The sequence below is a fragment of the Vibrio sp. A11 genome (assembly GCF_013048705.1).
Taxonomy (GTDB): domain Bacteria; phylum Pseudomonadota; class Gammaproteobacteria; order Enterobacterales; family Vibrionaceae; genus Vibrio; species Vibrio metschnikovii.
In genome coordinates, this window is the sequence record NZ_VHSI01000014.1 from 32,397 (window position 1) to 56,735 (window position 24,339).

Consider the following 24,339-nt stretch of genomic DNA (forward strand, 5'->3'; position numbering starts at 1 on the left):
GTCAATGGAACGTTGAGTGAAATTCTGTGTCTCACTGATACAATTTTTATTCAACATCGGATGCGATTGATCCAGAGTATTGTTCTGGAATATCAGCATTGATGATGTGATGACGTTCGTTGTTCGTCTTACGTGCCGAGATCGCTTTATCGCCACATCTGCGTGTAATCTATTGGCGCGTGAGCGATTATCCTACAGACTTCTTATCCTATAGTCGGTATGATTTAAAGTCTATTAACCTGAATTGCGGTAAGGCGCTTAACCACTATTTAACATGAGATCACTCCAATTCTATGTACTATTCGCGACGTTATTCTTCTCCTGCACTGTGTTGGCGAAAGTCGATTTAACCATTCGAGGATTAAGCGGCGATCTAAAAGATAACGTCGATGCCTATCTGTCCTCAATATCGACCAGCGATTACTCGACCCAGTTACGTTTTCAGTCGCGTCTAGAACAAAGGATAACCGCTGCATTAAATGCGCTAGGTTATTATCACCCGACGTTTGTTTTTGAAGTCACGGAACCGGATCGAGCGATGACGGTGCATGTTTCTCCCGGAGAAGTGGTACGTTTGGCGGTGGTTGAGATCGTGATTGAGGGAGAAGCGCAGCAAGATGCGGATTTTGCTCGCGTGATTGAACGTAGTGGCTTAAAGGTTGGTGAGACACTGAATCATAGCCAATACGATAGCCTTAAATCCTCCTTGCGTAACTTAGCGCTCCAAAAGGGGTATTTCGATGGCGATTTTCAGTTAAGTCGTTTGGAAGTGGTTCCCGATCGGCATCAAGCATTTGTTCGTTTACACTTTGACAGTGGCATTCGCTATCATTTTGGCGCCACGTCGATCTCTGGGAGTCAAATTGAAGAGGTTCGTGTTCGTTCACTGCAACCGTTTAAACAAGGCGATCCTTATTTAGTCTCACAAGTTGGTCAATTTAACCTTAACCTAGCCAATACGGATTGGTTTTCATCGGTATTCGTCAAACCCGATTTGGAACAGTTAAATCCTGATCAGCGTGAATTACCTATGGTGGTTGCTTTAGCGCCCAAAGCGCGTAATCAACTAGAAACGGGTATTGGTTATTCAACCGATGTTGGCGTAAGAGGCTCATTAAAATGGAAGAAGCCGTGGTTAAATGAATATGGCCACAGTTTTGATAGTAGTCTATCGATATCGGGTCCTGAACAGAGTATTACCGCAGGGTATAAAATTCCTCTCGAAGATGTACTTCGGCAGTATTACCGTATCCAATATGGGATGAAGCATGTCGATAATCGAGATACTGAAAGTCTTGAATCTAATCTCGTGCTAGAGCGTCATTGGTTGCTCGATAGTGGCTGGCATCGAACGGTGTTTTTGCGCTATCTAATTGAAAGTTATGAGCAGGGTTTACAAGATGATGGAGCGCAATTTTTAATGCCAGGCATTACTTATACCCGTACTCGTACAAGGCTGAATCGCTCGTTATTAACTTGGGGCGATAAGCAAACCATCACCTTAGAATACGCCGATCCCTCAGTAATTTCGGAAACGCGAGCCACTCGAGTCCAAGCTGGTAGCTCTTGGGTCAGAAGCTTAGGTGAGCGTCATCGTGGTCTATTCAGAATTGACGGTAGTGCCAACTTTGCCGACGAGTTCGATAAGCTCTCCCCTTCGCTGCGTTTTTTTGCAGGTGGAGACAACAACCTACGTGGTTATGGTTATCAATCTATTTCGCCGCGGGATGCCAGTGGCTCGTTAACGGGGGCTAAATACATGGCCACCAGCTCATTAGAATATCAATATCGAATTGGTGGTAATTGGTGGGCTGCGCTGTTTGTCGATTATGGTGACGCCTTTAATGACACCCCTGATTGGAAAACAGGGACCGGATTTGGTTTGCGTTGGGTTTCACCCGTGGGGCCGCTGCGACTTGATTTTGCATGGGGATTAGATTCTGAACCCGGCGATCGATTCAAACTGCATTTTACGTTAGGGCCTGAATTATGATTAAGCGAGCGATGAAATGGACCGGTTGGTTATCCGCAAGCTTGGCTGGCATTGTCACGCTTTTGTTGCTGTTGTTTGCTGGGTTATTTTTTACCAACAGTGGCTTAAATGTCTTAGTCTGGGGTGCTCAAAAAGCGTTACCCGATTTCTCGGTTCAATCGACCCAAGGGGCTATTTTCCCCCGTTTCACTCTTTATGGCATTGAATATCAAGAGCCATCATCCGCTATTGATCTGCAGCTTGAGCAGTTAACGCTCGCGGTAAATGCGAACTGCTTACTCGAACCGATGATCTGTATTAATGAGGTGATTGTCTCGGGATTGCAGTTTAATTTTGAATCTATTGCCGATTCAACGAATGAGTCGGCAGAGGTGGCATCAGTTCCAGTGACCGCGATTTCTACACCCGTGCCAATCAAATTGGGCCGATTAACCTTGAATAATATTCAGCTTAATCTGCTTGGTAATCAGATTGACTGGCAGCACTTTACGACCAGTGGCTCACTACAAGGCGATCGATTAACGATTGATCGCACGTTATGGCGAGGCGTACGCATTGCATTGGCTGAAGAACAGACGGAGCCGTCGGCTGCGACGAGCGCTTCTTCATCCGATGCGCTGCCGATAAGCTTACCTGAGGTTATTATTCCATTGCGAATCGAGCTGAGTCGCTTTGAATTGCGCGATTTTCTCCTCGAGCAAGCATCACCGATCGCCATTAATCACTTGGTGCTACAAGCTCAAGCCTTTCAGTCTCAAATTGACGTAAAAAACATAACCCTTGATATGCCAGAGCTGGACGCCTCTCTAACGGGGCGGGCGACTTTGCGAGGTGATTATCCTCTGAATCTCACTTTTCAGTCATTGCTGAAGTTACCAGAAGCGAAGGGACAAACTTTACAATTAAAGGCCTCAGGCAGTATGGCCGATCTCGCTTTGGAGGCGCAACTTGCCGGACTGGCACAGGCCCAGTTGCAAGCGAAATTAAAACCGCTACAACCCGATATGCCTTTTGATATCAAGGTGCAGCAGCTAAAAGCCCAGTGGCCGCTGGTCGGTGAAGGCGATTATGTTGTGCAAGCCCCTTTGCTTAACGCAAAGGGGAAGCTCAATGATTATCAGCTAGCCATCGAAGCAACACTAGCAGGACTGGATCTCCCTGAGATGAGCTTGGCAGTTCAAGGACAGGGTTCATTGACCCAGATAGCCTTGCATTCACTGCTTTTGAAGACCCTAAATGGTGAGATTGAGGGCGAACTGCAAGCCAACTGGCAACCAAACATTGATTGGCAAGCCAAGCTCAACGTTAAGCAGATTAATCCCGGTTTGCAATGGCCTGAAGCACCAGGGATGATCAGCGGCCAGTTAATCACTTCTGGCAAGTTGACCGAGCAAGGCGGCTTTGAGATTGGCCTGCCATTACTGGCTATTAATGGTGATTTTCGTGGCTATCCGTTGGATATTAAAGGGCAACTCAACGCCGCCGATCCGCGAGGTCAAGGGGAGTATCGCATCTCTACCTCTGGGTTAACGTTCGCGCACGGACCGAATCTCTTGACCGCCAAAGGTCAATTAGACCAACAGTGGCAAATGGATGTGGCTTTATCGTTAAAAGATTTAGCGAAAACAGTGCCGGATCTATCGGGGCAAGTAGCAGGTCACGTAACGCTACGTGGGCAACTGACAGAGCCAGATATTCAGCTGGATTTGCGCGCAGATCAGCTGGCTTGGTTAAACGAGGCAACGATTCGCGAATTATCGTTAGTTGGCCAGTTAACACCGCTGCCCTTACCACAAGCAGATTTACATCTCTCGATGACGGATGTCCGTTACCAAGAGCAGAACATAGAATCACTGCTATTGTCGTTGAATGGTCAGCAAGAGCAACATCATTTGACGTTAGAGGTTAAATCTCCCCTTGTGTCTAGCCAACTGGCGATATCAGGACGGCTTACCGAGTCGACCGCTTGGCGTTGGGATGGCCAGCTTGAGCGTATGAATATCGAGTCCATACAAGGGCCATGGCAGTTGAGTCATGCTACGGATATCAATGTTGACCTCGACCAAGCTCGTGCGATGATAGCGCCGCACTGTTGGTTACAAGCGGATGCCTCTCTGTGTCTTGAAGAAAGCGCCAGTGTAGGGGATAGCGGTGCAGTTCAACTCGCTATCAACCATTTCCAATTCAGTCAAATTCAAGGATTACTGCCATCAGAAACCCAGATAAAGGGGGAACTGAATGGTCAGTTATCGGCTCAGTGGTCAGCACAGGCGGCACCACAAGTTAAGCTTTCCGTTACCTTACCAGCCGGCGAAGTGGAGCAAAATTTGTCACAACCGATTATTTTGGGATGGGATGCGATGCAGCTTAATGCTGAATTAGCCAATAATTCCTTACAAGCGGACTGGTCGTTGCAAGTGACAAATAATGGTCAGTTTTCTGGTCATGTACAGATCCCCGATGTCACTGCAGAAGAAAAACAGTGGCAGGCCGGACTAAAACTGACCCCCTTTCATCTTGATTTTCTACAGCCATTAGTCGGTGAGTTTAGTCAAGCGGATGCGACGATAACGGCTGATTTAAGTTTGCAAGGGGCCATGCTTCATCCTCAAGTGCTGGGTAATATTGAGTTGACGGGGTTGCAGCTCAAAGGTGATATCTCTCCGGTTGATATGGATTCGGGCCAAGTTACGCTAGACTTTTCTGGTTACCAAGCGGCGCTGCATGCACAAATTGGTACGCCCGAGGGCTTACTGAATGTCACTGGTGATGCTGATTGGCACAACATGGCTGAGTGGCGAGTGAACAGTCGAGTGTTTGCCGATTCGCTGTTGGTGGATATGCCACCGATTGTAAAAATGAAGGTGATCCCTGATTTAACCTTAACCATGCAACCAGATGTGGCACAAGTCACCGGTTCTATCCATCTTCCTTGGGGACGGATTACGGTCGAAGAGCTACCTCCGAGCGCCATCGAAGTGTCTAAAGATCAAGTCATACTGAGTAAAGATTTACAGCCTTTAAGTGAGCAGAGCCGTTTACCACTGCGCATTGAAACGGATGTTGAGATCGTAATTGGTGACGATGTTCGTCTGAGTGCTTTTGGCTTAGAAGGCGGGCTACGAGGCCGATTGAATGTCACGCAGCGCGATCGTGGGCCATTGGTGATTGGTGAAGTTAATATTTTGCAGGGTCAGTATCGATCGTTTGGTCAGGATTTACAGATCCAAGAAGGTAAAATTTTAATGAATGGCCCAGTCGATCAGCCTTTTGTGTCGATTAAAGCGATTCGTAATCCAAATAATACTCAAGATGGTGTGATTGCCGGTATCCAAGTAACAGGGTCCGCTGATGAGCCGATGATCACCATTTTCTCTGAGCCAGCGATGCCACAAGCGAATGCTTTATCTTATTTATTACGTGGACAAGATATTGATGGTGAAGCTGGCGGTAATGCGATGACCATGACGCTGATTGGGCTAAGCTTAGCGCAAAGCGGTAAAGTGGTGGGTCGAATTGGCGAGGAGTTTGGCGTACAAGATCTGCAATTGGATACTGCCGGTTCGGGGGATGATGCACAAATTACTGTGAGTGGCTATATTTTACCTGGTTTACAAGTTAAATATGGGGTGGGAATTTTCAACTCTGTCGGTCAATTTACCATTCGTTATCGTTTAATGAGGGACCTCTATTTGGAAGCGGTCTCTGGAGTCGATAGTGCGATTGATTTGCTCTATCGCTTTGAATTTAACTAAGGAGGGTTATATTGCTGTCTCTAGTGTTTGTTTATGGCACCTTACGACAAGGGCAAAGCCATCACGATTATTTAAGCGCAAGTAAGCTTTTGGGTTATTTTGAAACACCGCCAAGCTATGCGTTGCATGATCTTGGTCCGTATCCGGGATTGATTGCTGGTCAGCAATCAATCAAAGGGGAAGTGTATCAAGTCGATGAGCGCACATTGGCAAAACTTGATGTATTAGAAGATGTCCCCGTTGAATATCGACGTGAAACGATTGATACTCCTTACGGTCTGGCTTGGATATACATTTATCAAGAGGCGTCGCGGCTTGATTCTGAAATTGAATCTGGCGATTGGTGCCAACGTATTTAAGCCGTGTTTTCTCAATGAAAAAAGCCAGCAATGCTGGCTTTTTGAGCTTATTCACCCTGACTTAATCAGGGGAAAGAGCCTTATTTTTGCTGTGCACGCTCGTAAGAAGAGAGGATTTCAGCACGCGCAGAAGCGGCATCTTCCCAACCTTCTACTTTTACCCATTTACCGCTTTCTAGCTCTTTATAACGCTCGAAGAAATGCGTGATCTGAGCTTTCAGCAGTGCTGGAATATCATTCACATCTTGAATGTGGTCGTACTCTTTAGACAGCTTAGAGTGTGGAACGGCGATGACTTTGGCATCTTCACCTGACTCATCACTCATCTTCAGAACACCCACTGGACGACAACGAATCACAGAACCCGGGATTAATGGGTAGGGTGTTGGAACCAATACATCAACTGGGTCACCATCAAGAGATAGTGTGTGGTTCACATAACCGTAGTTACATGGGTAGAACATAGGCGCAGACATAAAACGGTCAACGAATACAGCACCAGAATCTTTATCTACTTCGTATTTGATTGGATCAGCGTTCGCTGGGATCTCAATCACTACATAGATATCATCTGGCAGAGATTTTCCTGCTGGCACATTATTTAAGCTCATTACGGTTTCCTTTTGGTTAGCCGGATTTTAAAAAGTGTCGCTCATTATTATGCAAACTGCACGTCGGTGCAAAACCGACGTGCAGAAAAAGGCGAAGTTTACCTGTAAAAAGCCGGATACCCAAGTAGCAGTGCTCAACTCGATGGGCTTTTAGCTCCTGCTAACTTTAAGGATCAGCGCTATGGGTTAGATTTGTTCTATAGTTGTTCGATATTGATCGACAACGCTCAGTCAGTTGAGTCCCGTTCAGATGACTATTCATCTGGGTAGGTTTCAAGGAACTGAGAGACTTTTTCAACCATCTGTTTTGAACCGACAAAAAACGGCACACGCTGGTGTAACTCGGTAGGTTTGATATCAAGGATACGTTGTCTGCCATCTGTCGCTAAGCCCCCCGCTTGCTCAATCAATAGCGCCATCGGGTTGCATTCATACAGCAAACGCAGCTTACCGTTGGGGTGACTTTGAGTGCTTGGATAAAGATAGATGCCGCCTTTGAGTAAGTTGCGGTGAAAATCGGCAACTAATGAACCAATATAACGTGAGGTGTAAGGGCGGTTATCTTCCGGTACGCTCTCTTGACAGTATTTAATGTATTTTTTAACGCCGGTTGGAAAACGAATGTAGTTACCTTCGTTGATGGAGTAAATTTTGCCCTGCTCTGGGATGCGCATATTTTCATGAGAGAGACAAAATGAACCAATCGACGGGTCGTAAGTAAAGCCATTGACGCCATTGCCGGTGGTGTACACCAACATAGTCGAGGAGCCATAAATCACATAGCCAGCGGCTACTTGTTTATGGCCGGGCTGAAGGAAATCTTCTGCGGTTGGTGGTCCGCCAACGGGAGAGATGCGGCGATAAATCGAGAAAATGGTCCCCACTGAAACGTTGACATCAATATTCGATGAGCCATCGAGCGGATCCATTAACACGACATATTTCGCATTTTGGTTGAGCTCTTTATTGAAGGCGACCGCCTCGTCTTCTTCTTCACTAGCCACACCGCAGACTTGATCGCGCGCTTCTAAAGCCGCTTTAAACTTATCGTTAGCGTAGACATCCAGTTTTTGTTGCTCTTCACCTTGAATATTATCGTTACCCGATGCGCCAGTAATATCAGCTAATCCAGCTTTATTGATTTCTCGGTTAACGATTTTAGCGGCAAGACGAATGGACGCAAGTAGAGAGGAGAGTTCACCGCTTGCATGGGGGAAGTCGTGTTGTTTTTCAACAATAAACTCACCAAGGGTGCGCATCTTCGACATGTTATTTCCTTAACACTTATTGGTTCTGGGGGAGAAAGGTAACGCGAAAGAGTAGGGTCATCAGCGTTGGTGTTCTTACTCCTTGAGAAGAAAGCAAATTTAGCTACCTTTTCAAGGTGTTTCGTTATAGCGGTGATTTTAAATCCTAGAACTTTTTACGAGTAATAAACTAACTGCCGAAGATCTCAATTTAGATGTCGACTTTCGATAAATTACATTATGGCGATTTGCGGTACTCGCTTTTATGGTATGGATCAGGATAATGGTCAGGCAGACAAACAGCACAAGTGAGATCAGGTTGATGCATATTCATATTTTAGGGATTTGTGGCACTTTTATGGGCGGATTGGCGATCCTCGCTCGTCAGTTAGGTCATCAAGTGACGGGCAGTGATGTGAATGTCTATCCACCAATGAGTACGATGTTATCATCACAAGGCATTGAAATTATTGAGGGTTTCAATCCTGATCAGCTAAACCCACGTCCTGATCTGGTGGTGATTGGTAACGCGATGAGTCGTGGCAATCCTTGTGTTGAGTATGTCTTAAACCATAATTTACGCTATACCTCTGGGCCGCAATGGTTACATGATTTCTTATTGCAAGATCGTTGGGTTCTGGCTGTGGCGGGAACGCATGGTAAAACGACCACCGCGAGCATGTTGACGTGGATTTTAGAACAGTGTGGCTATCAGCCTGGTTTTCTTGTCGGTGGCGTATTAGGGAACTTTGATCTCTCTGCCCGTTTGGGAGAAAGCATGTTTTTTGTGGTTGAAGCCGATGAATATGACAGTGCTTTTTTCGATAAGCGTTCTAAGTTTGTTCATTATCACCCACGAACCTTGATCCTGAATAACTTAGAGTTTGATCATGCGGATATTTTTGATGATCTTGAAGCGATCAAGCGTCAGTTCCATCACTTAATCCGCACTTTACCGGGTAATGGGCGAGTGTTTGCTCCGCAGCAAGACTCGGCCTTAGCCGATGTGTTGAGTCGAGGATGCTGGAGTGAACGAGAATTTATTGGTCAGCAGGGGCAATGGCAGGCTAAAAAACACAACCCGCAAGGCTCACAATTTGCGGTCTATTTTCAAGATCAGCGAGTGGGTGACGTTGAGTGGTCATTGATTGGTGATCACAATGTAAATAATGCCTTAATGGCGATTGCCGCGGCGCGTCATGTGGGAGTCACGCCAGATTTAGCCTGTCAGGCATTAGCAAGCTTTATCAATACTAAGCGCCGTTTAGAGCAAAAAGGTCAGGAAAATGGCGTTACTGTTTATGATGATTTTGCTCATCATCCGACGGCGATTGAACTAACTTTGTCTGGCTTACGTAACAAGGTCGGCAGTGAGAAGATCATTGCTGTCGTCGAACCTCGCTCTGCAACCATGAAATTAGGTGTGCACAAAGGCACGCTGGCGGCATCACTCGCGCAAGCTGATTCAGTCTATCTTTTTCAGCCTAACGAATTAGCGTGGTCGGTTGATGAGGTGGCTCAGCAATGCTCCTCACCCGCTTATGTGAGCAATAATATCGACGACTTAGTTGAGAAAATTGGCGCAGCAGCCAAACCGGGCACGCACATTTTAGTGATGAGTAATGGTGGCTTTGGCGGCATACATAACAAGTTACTTGCCACGCTTAAAAAGCGCGCTCAGTAACACTTTAGGCATTAAATAAAAAGTGACCGACATGACAACACATAACCAAGCCATTACATTAGCCTGGACCGGAGCCTCTGGCGCACCCTATGGACTGCGTCTTTTAGAATGTTTACTCGCTAGTGATCACACCGTGTATTTGCTTATCTCATCGGCCGCCAGAGTGGTATTAGCGACGGAACATGGTTTGCAATTGTCTAGTCAACCCCAAGCGGCGCAGCAGCAGTTGGTTAAGCAGTTTAATTGCGATCCGAGTAAACTGATCGTCTGTGGCAAAGAAGAGTGGTTTTCCCCCGTGGCTTCAGGCTCTGCGGCACCGAAAAAAATGGTGGTTTGTCCTTGTTCAACAGGCAGCGTTGCTGCTATCGCTCATGGTATGTCGGACAACTTGATTGAGCGCGCTGCAGATGTGGTGCTCAAAGAGCGAGGACAGTTACTGCTGGTGGTTCGCGAAACCCCGTTCTCTACCCTGCATTTAGAGAATATGCATAAATTATCGCAAATGGGCGTTACCATTATGCCGGCAGCGCCCGGTTTTTATCATCAGCCTAAATCGATCGATGATTTGGTTGATTTTATGGTAGCTCGAATTCTCGACCATCTAGGGATTGAACAGGGACTTGTGCCGCGCTGGGGTTATGATCAGCGTTAAGTAGCTTCTTTCATGTTTTAGCATTACAATCTTATTCACTCATCGGGGAGCCAACCATTCATCATCGAATGGCGCTGAGATCAAGCCATGCTTGGGACCCGCATTAGTCATCGTCTTGACCGTCAAGCGATACTGACTAAACACCTGAACCAGATAATACTGGCGTAGGAATTGAGCAGGAGATTCGACACAGACTCATGGACGCTGTCTCACTCTTTCTCAAGCCTGTGCCGCTCACCATGGAGCGCAAGCCTTGAAAAATCAATACTCTATCATCGCATTAACTAGCCTATTCTGTTCTTCCCTCGCGCTTGCCGCGCCACCCACGACAACCGATAAACCAACCTTGACGGTGTATACCTATAGTTCATTTATCGCGGATTGGGGGCCGGGTCCGGTGATTAAAAAAGCGTTTGAAGCTGAGTGCAACTGTCAACTGAACTTGGTTGGTTTGGATGACGGCGTATCGATTTTAAATCGCTTACGTCTTGAAGGTCGCCATACTAAAGCGGATGTTTTGTTGGGTTTGGATAACAACTTGATGACCGAAGCAGAACAAACAGGACTGTTAGCCCCTCATTCTGTCGATTTATCAGCACTGACTCTGCCGAATGGTTGGAGTGATGAGACCTTTATCCCTTACGATTATGGCTATTTTGCGTTTGTGTATAACCAGCAAACCTTAACTCATCCACCGCAGAGCCTGAAAGAACTGGTCGAACAGCGCGATGACTTGACGATTATTTATCAAGATCCGCGGACCTCAACTCCAGGTCAAGGGTTGCTACTATGGATGAAGTCGGTCTACGGTGATCAAGTCGCCACCGCATGGCAGCAACTGGCGAAAAAAACTGTCACGGTGACCAAAGGGTGGTCGGAAGCTTATTCAATGTTTTTAAAAGGGGAGGCCGATATGGTGCTCTCTTATACGACTTCTCCTGCTTACCATAAGATGGCTGAAAATGACCATCGTTATACCACGGCTAACTTTGCTGAAGGTCACTACATGCAGGTTGAAGTTGCGGCTAAGGTGAAAAGTAGTCCTAACCAAGCATTAGCGGCTCAATTTATGCAATTTATCGTCAGTGATGCCTTCCAATCGGCTATCCCAACCACCAACTGGATGTATCCTGTAACCAATGTAGCTTTGCCTGACGCTTTCTCTGAATTACAACAACCCAGCCAATCATTGACCTTTAGTGCCAACGAAGTAGCGGCACAGCGTCGTCATTGGATTCGTGAGTGGCAACACGCATTGACTTTTTAATCGATGATCTTATCAACGACGCCTAAATTAGGTATAGGGGTCGCAGCATTAGTTGCGGCTCTAGTTATTAGTGCATTGGCCGCTTTATTGTGGCAAGCCCCTTCTTTTGCGATTAGTCAATTATGGCATGACGCTTATTACCGTCATGTTACTTGGTTTAGTTTCTATCAAGCATTTTTTTCTACGTTACTGAGTGTGGGCTTTGCTATTCCAGTCGCTCACGCTTTAAGTCGTCGCCGCTTTAAAGGTAAAGAACTTCTCCTCAAGCTGTTTGCGATGACCTTGGTGTTACCCGTTTTAGTCGGGGTATTTGGTTTACTCGCGATTTACGGTAATCAAGGATTAGTCGCCAAGATACTTGGCTATTGGCACATCCGTCTGCCTTTTTCGATTTATGGTTTAAACGGAATTTTATTGGCTCATGTGTTTTTTAATTTACCTTACGCAAGTCGATTATTGTTGCAAAGCTTAGTGGCTATTCCACTTGAGCAGCACAAGTTATGCGCCCATTTAGGCATGAGCAGTTGGCAAAAATTTAAATGGGTTGAGTGGCCAAGACTGCGCCAACAATTACCTCATGTCGCTAGCCTAGTATTCATGCTCTGTTTTACCAGCTTTGCTACGGTTATGGCATTAGGCGGAGGACCGAAAGCCACAACGATTGAGCTAGCGATTTATCAAGCGATTAAGTTTGATTTTGATTTGGCTACGGGGGCACTGTTAGCCATTTGGCAGATGTTGTTGTGTGGATTGTTATACTTTTCGATGCAATGGTTTAGTCGTTGTTTGCCCGCAACTCAAGGGGGAAATTATCCTGTCCAAGTTTGGGGGGGGGACACTCGACTAAAACAACTCTGGGATGGAATGTGGATTGGTGTGGTGATCTTATTAGTCATTCCTCCTTTACTGATGGTGGTCTTAAGTGGTTTAAATAGCTACCTGTGGCAAGTGTTGAGTAGTCAGGAATTTTGGCTTGCTACCGCAGCCTCTTTTCAAGTGGCCAGTGTTACCGGTGCGATAGCGTTACTCGCAGGATGTGCGATTGTTATAACGAGTCGTCATTGGCGAATCAATCAACAACCTATTAAAGCCAATAGTATTGAATGGATTGGCACCATTATTCTGGTTACGCCCGGCTTAGTGATCAGTACTGGGTTATTTTTGTTGCTGCGTCAAATGGTCGATATCTTTAGCATGGCTTATTGGTTGGTGGTCGTCGTCAATAGTGTTATGGCGTTACCTTATGTGATTAAAACCTTATCGCAACCGATGCTGCATATTGCTCAGCAGTACCATTTATTGTGTGCCAGCCTTGGTTTAAGGGGTTGGCAGCGTTTGCGACTGATTGAGTGGCGAGCGCTGAAAAAGCCGTTTGCCCACGCTTTCATCATTAGTTTTTTAGTCTCCATGGGGGACCTGAGTGCGGTAGCGCTATTTGGTAGTCAGCAGTTTCGCACCCTCCCGCTGTACTTATACCAACTCATGGGTAGCTATCAGATGCAGGCTGCCGCAGTAGTGTCATTGGCTTTATTGGTCTTTAGCGTGGGTCTTTATTACGGCGTTGAACGGCTATTGCAGATTAAACAGAGAGAGTAAATCATGCTAAATATTGCAAAGCTTACTTATCAATATCAAGATGAGAGTTTCATGTTTGATTTAACGATCAAGCAAGGCAGTATCATGGCGTTGATGGGACCCAGTGGGGCAGGTAAGTCAACGTTGCTCAGTTTAATTGCCGGTTTTATCGACCCTCAAAGTGGTCAGGTTGAGGTTGAGGGGCACTCTGTGCTCGGTCAACCGCCGCATCAGCGACCTTTTGCAATGTTGTTTCAAGACCACAATTTATTTCATCATCTCACCGTCTGGGAAAATATTGCACTCGGGCTAAATCCAAGTCTTAAATTAACTGATAGCCAGCGACAACAAGTGGTTGAGGCCGCACGGCAAGTCGGGCTTGAAGCGTTACTAACGCGTTTGCCTGAGCAACTCTCCGGCGGCCAAAAACAACGGGTAGCCTTGGCGCGATGTTTTGTACAAGCTCATCCTATTTGGTTGTTGGATGAACCTTTCTCGGCTCTTGACCCGTTATTACGTGAAGAAATGTTGGAATTAGTTAAATCATTAGCTAAAGCGCGATCAGTGACGGTATTGATGGTCACGCATCATCTTAACGATACTCAAACCATTGCTAGTCACTTTGCGTTTTTAGCTCAAGGTCAAGTTCAGGTGACCGGCGAGATTGAGCAGTTGCACGAGCGCAACGCTCACCCATTATTTAGCGAGTTTGTTCGAGCAGGAAGTCATCGTAGCTAATGGTCACGATGACCAGTTGATCTGCTCGTTAACCTTTGCTCCGTTTTGCCCTCAATCCCCCCGTGAGTGAAGGTTATTGAAGGCGAACGTTTTTATTCCTACGGCTGAGAAGTTTAGCTATCTTGCCCATAAAGGGTTTTGATCATTTGATAAATTTCTCGTGCCGCTTTGGGCGGCTTTTGACCTTGTTTCTCTTTACTGGCTTGACGAGCCAACTGGCGTAAACGCTGTCTATCGGCTTCAGGATAGTGCTCCATCAAAGCTTCAATCGCGCTATCACCTTGTTCAACAATTTTATCCCGCCATTGCTCTATCTTATGCAAGATAGCGGTAGTTTGAGCGTGTTTATTGCGCAATTTATCCAAAGCGATTTGAATCGGCTCCGGATCAACGTGGCGCATCATTTTACCAATGTACTGTAATTGACGGCGACGTGCCTCGTTTTTAAAGCGTTGTGCATCTTTCACCGCTTCGGCTAACTCTTCCGGTAGCGGGACTTTTTGCAAGGCAGATGGTTTTAACTCCACCAACTCTTCACCGAGTTTTTGTAAGACAATCATGTCATTTTTCAGCTCAGTCTTACTGACTAAGATGATCTCTTCTTCCTCTTCCCAAGGGGCTTTCTGGTTTTTACGCGCCATAGTCTTCACTAATTAGTTATTTATCTCTGCTATTTTAGCAAGAATCGTGGGGAGAAAGCGAAATTCTTGTTATCCTAAGACGATAAAAGCTCAATTAGTTGTGGATGAGAGATGGATATTAGACAGCAAGTGATGATCCAACGTGCCGAACTTGAAGCGGCGGTAGCTAAAGCACTCGATATGGCCTCTGCTCAAGCGGATGCCGCCGAAGTAGCAATCAGCAAAAGTACCGGGTTAAGTGTTTCCACTCATATGTGTGAAGTGGAAAATGTTGAATTTAATAGCGATGGTGCCTTGGGGATTACCGTCTATCGAGGTCAACGTAAAGGCAGTGCATCAACCTCTGATTTGAGTGAGAAAGCCATTCATCAGACCGTATTAGCGGCTTTAGATATTGCTCACTATACCTCAGAAGATCCGTATGCTGGCCCAGCGCCCAAAGCGTTAATGGTTAAAGATATTCCAGATTTAGATTTGTTTCATCCTGATGAGCCAAACCCTGATCGCGCTGCTTCTATCGCGATTGCTGCAGAGCGTGAAGCTCTCAACTACAGCAGTAAAATCAAACAAAGCGATGGGGCGAGCTACGACAGTCATTACGGCGTCAAAGTTTATGGTAATAGCCACGGTTTATTAGCCAGTTATGCTTCGAGTCGTCACAGCATCAGTTGTAGCGTCATCGGTGAAGGCAAAAATGGCGAGATGGAGCGTGACTATAGCTATACGGTGGCACGTCATCGGGATGACTTATGGACACCCCAGCGTGTTGGTCAACAAGCGGCAGAAAAAACCATTCAACGTTTGGATGCTCGCCAACTGAAAACGGGTCAATATCCGGTGATGTTTGCTGCCGATGTCGCGACTGGCTTAATGGGCCATTTAGTGACGGCGATCAGTGGTGGCAGTCTGTATCGTAAATCCTCTTTTTTGTTGGATCATTTAGGTCAGCAAATTTTGCCTAGTTGGTTCACGATTAATGAGCGTCCACACTTATTGCGCGGCCTTGCTTCGACCCCTTTCGATAGTGAAGGGGTGGCGACGATTGACCGAGAGATCATCACCGATGGTGTTCTAGCAACATACTTATTAACCAGCTACGCCGCACGGAAGATGAACATGCAGCCAACAGGCCATGCCGGTGGGATCCATAACTGGTTTATAACCTCTACAGGACAAGACTTTGATCAATTACTCAAAACAATGGGCAGTGGTTTGTTGGTTACTGAGGTGATGGGGCAAGGTGTGAATACGGTGACTGGGGATTATTCTCGCGGCGCAGCAGGATTTTGGGTGGAAGATGGCCAAATTCAGTATCCCGTTTCTGGTGTGACCATTGCTGGTAACTTAAAAACCATGTTTAAGCAATTGCTGGCGGTCGGAACTGATGTCGAAACTCGTTCACAAATTCAAACGGGTTCGATGTTGATCGAATCAATGAAAGTTGCTGGCGAATAACGCTAACGGCTAGGCCACAAAGCGCTGAATACCATCAGCGCTTTGAGTCATCCGACATTAAAACGATGTCGCTAAATCAGTAGTGTCGCTAAACCCAAAAAAACCGATAAACCGACTACATCGGTCACGGTGGTTAATGCCATACCACCAGCTAATGCGGGATCGATATTCATTTTTTTGAGTAGGATAGGAATCGTCACACCCGCGACGCCCGCAATGAATAGGTTGGCCATCATGGCGGCAGAAATAATCCCACCCAACAGCCATTCTCCTTTCCATAACACGACGATGGCACCAATGATCAGCGCCCATAATATGCCATTAAAAAAGCCGATCGCGGCCTCTTTAAGCAACAGTTCGCGTTTATTACTATCACCAATGTGGCCAAGAGCCAATCCACGGATCACCAACGCTACGGTTTGATTACCGGCTACCCCCCCCATAGAGGGGACTATGGTCATTAATACCGCAATGGCAGCCATTTGCTCCAATGTTGCTTCAAACATATTCGACACCGAAGCCGCGGTCAGTGCCGCTAAGACGTTGGCACCCAGCCAAATACTGCGCTTACGAGTTGATTTTAACACGGGGGCAAAGGTATCTTCATCGTCGTTCATACCCGCCATACTCATCATTGAGTGCTCGGCATCTTCACGAATTACATCCACCACATCATCGATGGTAATTCGACCTACTAAATGTTGGTGCTCATCGACCACTGGAGCAGAGACCCAGTTACGTCGCTCAAACAGACTAGCGACATCCGAGTCTTTGGCATCGACCTTAATCGCTTCATCGGCATCTTCCATCACTTCACTGACTTGAATGTCAGGCTGAGTGGTGATGAGGGTGGCTAAAGGTAGGTAACCAATCAGTTTGCTCTCTTCGTCAATGACGTACAGTGAGTCTGTGGCATAGGGCAGTTGGCCTTTCATCCGTAAATAACGCAGCACAACATCAACATCAACGTCACCACGAATAGTGATGACGTCAGTATTCATCAGACCGCCAGCGGTATCTTCTGGATAAGACATCGCTGTTTCGACACGTTGACGCTCGGCGGCATCCATTTGTGCCAATACTTCACGAGAGACGTCATCTGGTAAGCTACGCAGTACATAAGCTAAATCGTCACTGTGCATCCCTTCGGTTGCTTCGATGAGCATCTCTGGGGCCATCTTCGAGACTAACGCATCTTTGACGTCTTCGTTGAGCTCTTCAAGGATCTCGCCGTAATCTTCAGGGTCGGTCAATTGCCACAAAACATCACGAGCTTTGCGGGGAGAGGCTTCTAACAGGTGGGCGATATCTTCCGGTTCCATGTCCTGCAGTTGCCTGCGCACATGAACAAAGCGACCATTTTCTAGCGCTTCGGTAATTTCTTGGAGGGTGTTATGAGCTTGGTCAAATTCAATCGGTTCGGCCATGCTTCCTCCTCACGGTTATTAAGTTTTTGACAATAGACAGAATAGTAACTTAATTTACGAATCAAGTAACCTGAAGATATTGGAGCGGTCAATGTCAATGGGATTAACAACGAATTAACATTCGACGGTAGGGATAGGTGAAGAAGATTCGATAACGCTTATTCGCTCTCATCAAATTTACTTTCAATCAGTTGGCATACCGCATCCAGAGCAGTGCTGGCATCGTCACCATCGGCACAAATAGAGATTCTCTGTCCTTGAGCCGATTCGAGCATCAGTAAGCCCATCACACTGTCGGCGGTGGCTTGCTTCTCATCTTCGCCTTTAATGGTAATCACAGCTTGAAAAGATTGAGCAAGCTCGACCAGTTTAACGGCAGCTCGCGCATGTAGCCCCAGTTTATTTTGAATGAAGACTGTACGATGCTCGTGTGCCATAAGGGATTATCCTTGATGTTTCTCTAATGAATGATGGCGTATCTGGACTTGATGACCCAGTTGGGCGAAGTACTCACCGAGCTGTTGAGTGAGATACACCGAGCGATGTTTGCCGCCTGTACAGCCAATCGCAATGGTTAAATAACTGCGATTGTTTTTTTCCAGTAGCGGTAACCAATATTCAAAAAAACGTTGAATATGCAGTTTTAATTCAATGACATCGCTGTGACTTTCAAGAAACGATTTGATCGGTGCATCCAGTCCAGTGAGAGGGCGTAAATCTGGCTCCCAGTGAGGGTTGGGTAAAAAACGCACATCAAATACGTAATCCGCGTCGCTTGGTATACCATATTTAAAGCCAAAGGATTGGAAGACCATCACTAAATCACGCCGTTCACGCCCTTCGACTCGCATACGTACGGTCTCACTCAGCTCATGCAAAGATTGATTGCTGCTGTCTAGTAACAGATCCGCCTGCTCTTTTAATGGCGCTAATAGACACTTTTCCCGCTCGATGGCTTGAGCTAAGGTCGGTTTATCATCTTGTAATGATAATGGATGAATGCGGCGTGTTTCACTGTAGCGTTTGAGCAGTGTCTCTTTACTGGCGTCCAGAAAGAGTACACTGACATCATTATTTTTTTTGAGTTGGTCTAAGACATCTTCCACCAAACTCGGTTCTTTCGGTAAGTTACGGATATCAATACTCACCGCGACATTTTGTTTGCTGTCTTGCACCGATTGTATGAAGGCATCTAATAAGCTAACGGGCAGGTTATCGACACAATAGTAACCTAAGTCTTCAAGGACTCGTAAGGCGACACTTTTCCCCGCGCCAGATTGACCACTCACTACAATTAAACGCATCACAAGACCTATTGAGGTTGATTGAGCATAATATCGTATAGCTCTTGGTCGCTTTCGGCGTGTCTGAGCTGCTTAAGAATTTGCTTGTCGTTGAGGCGTTCGGCCATGCAAGATAAGGTTTTCAAGTGTTCTTTACACTGCTCTTCTGGAACCAGTAAAGCAAACAAAAGATCAACCGGTCGGTTATCAATGGCATCAAACTCAATCGGTTCAGCACACTGAATCAATACGGCGACCGCCTTTTCACTGTCAGTCATTCGGGCATGGGGAATCGCAATACCATTGCCGATGCCAGTACTGCCCATTTTTTCACGACTGAGCATGCATTCAAACAGCTCAGTGGCATTTTGACCAGTATGTTGAGCGGCGATTTCACTGATGATTTCTAATGCTCGTTTCTTGCTAGAACATTGGACTGCACTTTTGGTGCAGTCCAATGAGAGTACTTCGCTTAATTGCATGTTAATGGCTACTTAGCTTTTCTTTATGCTTGTTGAGTTGACGAGAGAGTTTATCCACTAAACTGTCGATCGCGGCGTACATATTTTCATCGTCTGCCGTCGCGTGGATTTCTCCCTGGTTTACGTGGAGCGTAGCTTCGGCGATCTGGCGAAGTTTTTCAACCCGTAAAATCACTTGAGTGGTATTGATATGCTCGAAAAAGCGCTCAAGCTTTTGAAACTTCGAATGAACATAGTCTTGCATTGCATCGGTAAGATCAATGTGGTGGCCTTGGATATTGATTTGCATAGACATTCCTTCTCTGTTGGGCCTTATAACAGGCGTTTCCGCTGACTCGAGGGCGCAATCGCCAAGGATTCACGGTATTTCGCAATGGTCCGTCTTGCTACCTGAATCCCTTGATCAGCGAGTAGGGCTGCGATTTTGCTATCACTTAATGGTTTCGCTGGGTTTTCTGCCGCCACCAATTTTTTAATCAGGGCGCGAATCGCAGTCGATGAACACTCTCCGCCATTATCGGTACTGACATGACTTGAGAAAAAGTACTTTAATTCAAAAATACCCCGTGGGGTGTGCATGTATTTCTGGGTCGTCACTCGAGAAATGGTTGATTCATGCATTTCCACGATCTGTGCCACGTCATTTAACACCATCGGTTTCATGGCTTCTTCGCCATATTCGAAGAAATCGCGTTGATGTTCAACTATGCACTTGGCAACTTTGAGCAAGGTCTCGTTTCGGCTTTCTAGGCTCTTAATTAACCACTTTGCCTCTTGCAAATTCGACCGAATGTAGTTGCTGTCAGGATTATTACCGCGGGCAAGACTAGCGTATTGCTGATTGATCTTTAATTTCGGGACGCTATCGGGATTAATGCTGACTTGCCATTTACCTCGGTCTTTATAAACCGAGACATCGGGAACGACATATTCTGCTTGTTCTTGAGAGATTCGATTACCTGGACGAGGATCTAACTGTTGAATCAGTTGTAGCGCGTCACGTAAGACCTCTTCTTTGAGTTTGCTCTCTTTAACAATCAATTTAAAGTCACGATTACCCAACAGGTCGATGTAATCAGTGAGTAGCAGTTTGGCTTCGCTTAACCAAGGTGTCTCACTCGGATAGGTTGCCAATTGCAGTAATAAGCAATCTTGCAGATTGATCGACGCGACGCCAAGGGGATCAAACTGTTGGATACGTTTGCGAACCGCTTCTACTTCATCGAGTTCGATCTCTTGTTCTGCGAAGTTTTCTAAAATCTCACTCAGCGGGACAGTGAGGTAACCGTGATCGTCGATCGCGTCGATTAACGCTCGGGCGATGGTACGATCGGTATCACTAAAAGGGGTCAGATCCAGTTGCCACAATAAATAATCTTGTAGCGTTTCGGTGGTCTCTCCTTGATAAACCGGTAAGTCATCGTCGAAGGCTAACCCCGTACTGCCACTGTTAGCGCTGTAGACATCATCCCAAGTGGCGTCCATTTCTAGTTCGGCACTGATTTCTGATTTTTCGATTAATTGTGAACTGTCTTCTGGTTCGCTCGCCTCTGCACTGGGAGCTGGGTCTTCATTGCGCGCAGAGTTGTCGTTAGCGGAGAACTCTTCAATGGTCTCTTCAACATCCAGTAGCGGGTTAGAGATCAAAGCTTCTTGGATCTCTTGTTGTAGATCCAAGGTAGAGAGTTGCAGCAAACGGATGGCTTGCTGCAACTGGGGAGTCATGGCTAACTGTTGACCAAGCTTGAGCTGTAATGAAGGTTTCATTCAGTATTAACTACCTTGTCTAGGTGATGCCTTACTTGATGTTTATCCTGCGACGTTAATGCCTATCCTACTGATCATCGATAAGTAGTCGTACTGTAATCATAGACGGAATTGTTCACCAAGATAAACCTGTTTTACTTGTTCATTATTCAGGACTTCGTGTGGTGTACCTTCGGCAATCAAACGTCCTTGACTGACAATATAGGCTTTTTCACACACGTCGAGGGTTTCTCGTACGTTATGGTCGGTGATCAGCACACCCAGTCCACGATCGCGCAAGTGCTCAATGATTTTCTTAATATCAATGACTGAAATAGGATCGACGCCAGCAAATGGCTCATCGAGTAAGATAAATTTCGGATTGGCAGCCAATGCGCGGGCAATTTCTACTCGGCGGCGTTCACCGCCTGACAGTGCCATGCCGGCACTATGACGAATATGTTGGATATGAAACTCTTCGAGAAGATCTTCAAGTTTATCTTGTCGCTCTTCATGGGTCATTTCTTCACGCGTTTGTAAGACCGCCATGATGTTATCCTCGACCGATAATTTGCGAAAAATCGAGGCTTCTTGCGGTAGATAACCAATGCCTAGTCGTGATCGGCTGTGCATCGGCAAAATGCTAATGTCTTTATCGTCGATCATGATCGAACCTTCATCGCGCGCGACCAAGCCAACAATCATATAGAATGAGGTGGTTTTACCGGCACCATTGGGGCCAAGTAAACCGACGATCTGCCCAGATTCAACTTGTAGGCTCACATCGGAGACAACTTTACGTTTTTTATAGCTTTTGGCTAAATGTTCTGCTTTGAGTATCGACATAATTAATCTTGCTGCACGGCTTGAGGTTGAAGAATGGTAGAGACGCGTTCCGATCCCTGTCCATCAGCAATCAGTTTTTGTGATGAGATCTGATAGCGAATTTGCTGACCCCGGATCTCGCTGTCATCTTGAGCTAACATCGCTTGACCAATCATCAGCAGTTCGTCGTCAGCCATTTTGTAATACAGCTGCTTTGCTTGACCGTGCAAGGTTTTTCCCTCATCGGTCAACTGGGAAAAGGTAGCAGGATTGCCATAACCTTCAATTTGTTCGATTTTGCCGTTTTCCGGATTACGAATCACGACCAGTCGTTCAGCATTGATATTAATACTGCCCTGAACCAGTTTAACATTAGAAATATAGGTCACTCGGTTGTTCTTCATATCCAACTGCAGGCTATCTGAGTTGATATGAATGGGCTGTTGGGTATCAGTAGACAGAGCCAATGTCGGTGCCGAAGCAAATAAACAAGCCAAAAGACTAAGGTGTGAAAGTTTCATATCTACCTTGTACATGGTTATAGAGAACCGCCGAATGGTCAGACAAATTACCCTTCATCGCCTGCCCGTGAGTTTCAAACTGTGGCCCGATCAACGTGACTTGGCTATCAGACCAAAAGTCACGATTATCAAGTTGAATGCTAAATTTACTGGTTGTGAGTCGTTCAAAGCCAGAATCGGCCAATAAATTATGGGCCACAACGTCATCATAAAGGATCAACACTTGCTGTTTAGTGAGAATTCCGCGTTTTGCCGTTAATTGCCACTCTTGGGTTGTTCCATCTCGATACACTTTAAGGACGGGATACTCAAACGTCGTGTTGCCACTTTCCGCATAAAAATCTAAGTGTTGTGAGATAATCTCATAATTCCGTACACCTTGTTGATTGTAGGTGACGTTGTTGAGATGTTTGCCGCTGAACATCGGCAGCTCAAAATTTGGGGTAACTTGAATCGCCGTCGATTGATCTTTATCCAGCAGATAATACCCCGACCAAGCAGCAACAAAAAATAAACAAAGATAAAGGATACGAGTCAAGCTCATATGCTCAGACCTTGATAGGTTTCCAGTTGATCTCGAGCTTGTAAAATAAGATCACAGACTTCACGTACCGCCCCATGTCCCCCTTTAATATGAGTGACATAATTGGCTTTTTGAACCAGCAAAGGGTGTCCATCAGCGACACATACTTTGAGTGCGACCTTGTCCATGACGGGCCAATCGATCAGATCATCGCCAATATAAGCGGTGTGTTCTGGGGCAATGGCCAGCTTTTGACAAATATCGTGATAAGCGCTGAGCTTATCATCTTGGCCTTGGTAAACCAGTGAAATACCTAACGCTTTCATGCGATTTTCGACTATTTTTGACTGACGACCTGTAATGATCGCAATCTGAATTCCCGCTTTCATTAGAGACTTTACGCCATAGCCATCGCGGGTATGGAAGGTTTTTAGCTCTTCCCCCTGGTTACCCATGTAGACCAACCCGTCAGAGAACACACCGTCAACATCACAAATCAGCAGTTGGATCTGCTTAGCGATGGCGAATACATTTGCATCCACTTGGCCATATAAAGTGGTGATTGGTTGAGTCATCACATCACTCCTGCTTTGAGTAGGTCGTGCATATTTAAAGCGCCAACCAACTTATGGTTATCGACCAGCATTAAGCCATTAATGCGTTTCTCTTGCATTAAGTTTAGCCCTTCTACCGCGAGTAGGTGGGGGGAAGCAACGGTTGGGTTTTGCGTCATGACTTGCTCGATAGTCGCGCTATGAATATCCACTCGTTTATCGAGAATTCGGCGCAGATCGCCATCAGTGAAAATCCCCACTAAGCGATCATCGTCGCTGACGACGGCGGTCATGCCTAAGCCTTTTTGACTGATTTCTAGTAGTGCTTCTCTGATCAGTGCATTAGGCGAAACTTTAGGCAGCGCTTCTCCTTGGTGCATGATATCCGATAGCTTAAGCAGTAATTTACGGCCAAGGGCGCCCCCAGGGTGTGACAAGGCAAAATCTTCAGCGGTAAACCCCCGTGCTTGTAGAAGTGCAACGGCTAATGCATCGCCCATGACTAACGTGGCTGTGGTGCTTGATGTCGGCGCTAAACCTAGCGGACAGGCTTCTTCAGGAACGGTGATTTGTAAATGGATATCGGCCAAGTTCGCCATGGTTGAACGGGGGTTACCAGTCATACTGATGATGCGATTATTGAGCCGTTTTAATACCGGAAATAGCGCTAGAATCTCAGAAGATTCACCAGAGTTAGAAATGGCAAGCACAATATCACCGCGTTCTATCATACCAAGATCGCCATGCGAGGCTTCGCCTGGGTGTACGAAAAAAGCCGAAGTGCCTGTACTGGCTAACGTCGCGGCAATTTTTTTACCAATATGCCCAGATTTACCGATCCCCATTACGGCGACTTTACCCTGTTTATTCGCGATAATCATTTCACACGCTTGAGTAAAATCAGCATTAAAGTACTGTTCTAATTGTTGTAATCCGGCAATTTCAGTGGCCAGCACTTGCTGAGCAACACGGCGGTAATCAAAGTTTTCAGACATTCCCAT

Annotated in this window: 23 protein-coding genes; 9 read left to right on the forward strand and 14 right to left on the reverse strand. The window is 46.1% G+C overall.

Annotated features, from left to right (window positions below; genetic code table 11):
• Positions 1-274 precede the first annotated feature (274 nt).
• From FKQ60_RS13825 to FKQ60_RS13835, 3 genes are read left to right on the forward strand one after another with little or no spacing between them, the layout of a single operon-like run.
• On the forward strand, positions 275-1,993 hold the full coding sequence (locus tag FKQ60_RS13825) for an autotransporter assembly complex family protein (protein ID WP_170904260.1): 1,719 nt from the start codon (positions 275-277) through the stop codon (positions 1,991-1,993).
• Entirely contained in the window at positions 1,990-5,748 is a 3,759-nt protein-coding gene (locus FKQ60_RS13830; RefSeq protein ID WP_170904259.1) for a translocation/assembly module TamB domain-containing protein, read from the forward strand. The genes FKQ60_RS13825 and FKQ60_RS13830 overlap by 4 nt, the downstream gene beginning before the upstream one ends.
• Before the next feature lie 11 nt (positions 5,749-5,759).
• Positions 5,760-6,107: a gamma-glutamylcyclotransferase gene (locus tag FKQ60_RS13835; protein WP_154170047.1), complete on the forward strand. Its 348-nt coding sequence runs from the start codon at positions 5,760-5,762 to the stop codon at positions 6,105-6,107.
• An 80-nt stretch (positions 6,108-6,187) separates the two neighbouring features.
• Here FKQ60_RS13835 and ppa read toward each other — a convergent pair whose 3' ends face one another.
• The gene (ppa, locus tag FKQ60_RS13840; protein WP_004394570.1) at positions 6,188-6,718 is read right to left on the reverse strand and encodes an inorganic diphosphatase; all 531 of its coding nucleotides are present in this window, start codon (positions 6,716-6,718) and stop codon (positions 6,188-6,190) included.
• A 254-nt stretch (positions 6,719-6,972) separates the two neighbouring features.
• A complete protein-coding gene (gene fbp / locus FKQ60_RS13845) occupies positions 6,973-7,986 on the reverse strand; it encodes a class 1 fructose-bisphosphatase (protein ID WP_004394571.1) in 1,014 nt (337 codons plus the stop codon).
• Between the two features lie 301 nt (positions 7,987-8,287).
• Here fbp and mpl point away from each other — a divergent pair, with 301 nt between their 5' ends.
• From mpl to thiQ, 5 genes are all read left to right on the forward strand, one after another.
• Positions 8,288-9,649: a UDP-N-acetylmuramate:L-alanyl-gamma-D-glutamyl-meso-diaminopimelate ligase gene (mpl, locus tag FKQ60_RS13850; RefSeq protein WP_170904258.1), complete on the forward strand. Its 1,362-nt coding sequence runs from the start codon at positions 8,288-8,290 to the stop codon at positions 9,647-9,649.
• 31 nt (positions 9,650-9,680) lie between these two features.
• A complete protein-coding gene (locus FKQ60_RS13855) occupies positions 9,681-10,301 on the forward strand; it encodes a flavin prenyltransferase UbiX (RefSeq protein ID WP_170904257.1) in 621 nt (206 codons plus the stop codon).
• 253 nt (positions 10,302-10,554) lie between these two features.
• The gene (gene thiB / locus FKQ60_RS13860) at positions 10,555-11,568 is read left to right on the forward strand and encodes a thiamine ABC transporter substrate binding subunit (RefSeq protein ID WP_170904256.1); all 1,014 of its coding nucleotides are present in this window, start codon (positions 10,555-10,557) and stop codon (positions 11,566-11,568) included.
• Positions 11,569-11,571: 3 nt separating this feature from the next.
• Entirely contained in the window at positions 11,572-13,164 is a 1,593-nt protein-coding gene (gene thiP / locus FKQ60_RS13865; protein ID WP_161438759.1) for a thiamine/thiamine pyrophosphate ABC transporter permease ThiP, read from the forward strand.
• A 3-nt stretch (positions 13,165-13,167) separates the two neighbouring features.
• Positions 13,168-13,881: a thiamine ABC transporter ATP-binding protein gene (gene thiQ / locus FKQ60_RS13870; RefSeq protein ID WP_004394576.1), complete on the forward strand. Its 714-nt coding sequence runs from the start codon at positions 13,168-13,170 to the stop codon at positions 13,879-13,881.
• Between the two features lie 113 nt (positions 13,882-13,994).
• On the opposite strand, the gene yjgA is transcribed toward thiQ, so the two are convergent.
• On the reverse strand, positions 13,995-14,522 hold the full coding sequence (gene yjgA / locus FKQ60_RS13875; protein ID WP_154170055.1) for a ribosome biogenesis factor YjgA: 528 nt from the start codon (positions 14,520-14,522) through the stop codon (positions 13,995-13,997).
• Positions 14,523-14,633: 111 nt separating this feature from the next.
• On the opposite strand from yjgA, the gene pmbA reads away from it, so the two are divergent.
• The gene (gene pmbA / locus FKQ60_RS13880; RefSeq protein ID WP_170906661.1) at positions 14,634-15,977 is read left to right on the forward strand and encodes a metalloprotease PmbA; all 1,344 of its coding nucleotides are present in this window, start codon (positions 14,634-14,636) and stop codon (positions 15,975-15,977) included.
• Positions 15,978-16,048: 71 nt separating this feature from the next.
• Here pmbA and mgtE read toward each other — a convergent pair whose 3' ends face one another.
• The 11 genes from mgtE to FKQ60_RS13935 all read right to left on the reverse strand — a co-directional run bounded on the left by mgtE (position 16,049) and on the right by FKQ60_RS13935 (position 24,333).
• A complete protein-coding gene (gene mgtE, locus FKQ60_RS13885; RefSeq protein ID WP_004394579.1) occupies positions 16,049-17,404 on the reverse strand; it encodes a magnesium transporter in 1,356 nt (451 codons plus the stop codon).
• 158 nt (positions 17,405-17,562) lie between these two features.
• Positions 17,563-17,841, reverse strand: a complete 279-nt coding sequence (locus FKQ60_RS13890; protein WP_154170059.1) for an HPr family phosphocarrier protein — start codon at positions 17,839-17,841, stop codon at positions 17,563-17,565.
• 6 nt (positions 17,842-17,847) lie between these two features.
• Positions 17,848-18,708: an RNase adapter RapZ gene (rapZ, locus tag FKQ60_RS13895; RefSeq protein ID WP_154170061.1), complete on the reverse strand. Its 861-nt coding sequence runs from the start codon at positions 18,706-18,708 to the stop codon at positions 17,848-17,850.
• Positions 18,709-18,716: 8 nt separating this feature from the next.
• Positions 18,717-19,169 carry a PTS IIA-like nitrogen regulatory protein PtsN gene (gene ptsN, locus FKQ60_RS13900; protein WP_004394582.1) on the reverse strand — a complete coding sequence of 151 codons (453 nt, stop codon included), beginning with the start codon at positions 19,167-19,169 and terminating at the stop codon, positions 18,717-18,719.
• A 1-nt stretch (position 19,170) separates the two neighbouring features.
• Entirely contained in the window at positions 19,171-19,458 is a 288-nt protein-coding gene (hpf, locus tag FKQ60_RS13905) for a ribosome hibernation promoting factor (protein WP_004394583.1), read from the reverse strand.
• A 23-nt stretch (positions 19,459-19,481) separates the two neighbouring features.
• Positions 19,482-20,936, reverse strand: a complete 1,455-nt coding sequence (locus FKQ60_RS13910; RefSeq protein WP_161438763.1) for an RNA polymerase factor sigma-54 — start codon at positions 20,934-20,936, stop codon at positions 19,482-19,484.
• 99 nt (positions 20,937-21,035) lie between these two features.
• Positions 21,036-21,761, reverse strand: a complete 726-nt coding sequence (lptB, locus tag FKQ60_RS13915; protein WP_004394585.1) for an LPS export ABC transporter ATP-binding protein — start codon at positions 21,759-21,761, stop codon at positions 21,036-21,038.
• Between the two features lie 2 nt (positions 21,762-21,763).
• The gene (gene lptA, locus FKQ60_RS13920) at positions 21,764-22,261 is read right to left on the reverse strand and encodes a lipopolysaccharide transport periplasmic protein LptA (protein WP_040904005.1); all 498 of its coding nucleotides are present in this window, start codon (positions 22,259-22,261) and stop codon (positions 21,764-21,766) included.
• Positions 22,242-22,805, reverse strand: a complete 564-nt coding sequence (gene lptC / locus FKQ60_RS13925; protein ID WP_040904008.1) for an LPS export ABC transporter periplasmic protein LptC — start codon at positions 22,803-22,805, stop codon at positions 22,242-22,244. The genes lptA and lptC overlap by 20 nt, the downstream gene beginning before the upstream one ends.
• Complete coding sequence (kdsC, locus tag FKQ60_RS13930) at positions 22,802-23,359, reverse strand: 3-deoxy-manno-octulosonate-8-phosphatase KdsC (RefSeq protein WP_161426696.1); 558 nt, start codon at positions 23,357-23,359, stop codon at positions 22,802-22,804. Before kdsC ends, lptC begins: the two co-directional genes overlap by 4 nt.
• The gene (locus tag FKQ60_RS13935; protein WP_004394588.1) at positions 23,359-24,333 is read right to left on the reverse strand and encodes a KpsF/GutQ family sugar-phosphate isomerase; all 975 of its coding nucleotides are present in this window, start codon (positions 24,331-24,333) and stop codon (positions 23,359-23,361) included. Before FKQ60_RS13935 ends, kdsC begins: the two co-directional genes overlap by 1 nt.
• Positions 24,334-24,339: the final 6 nt, after the last annotated feature.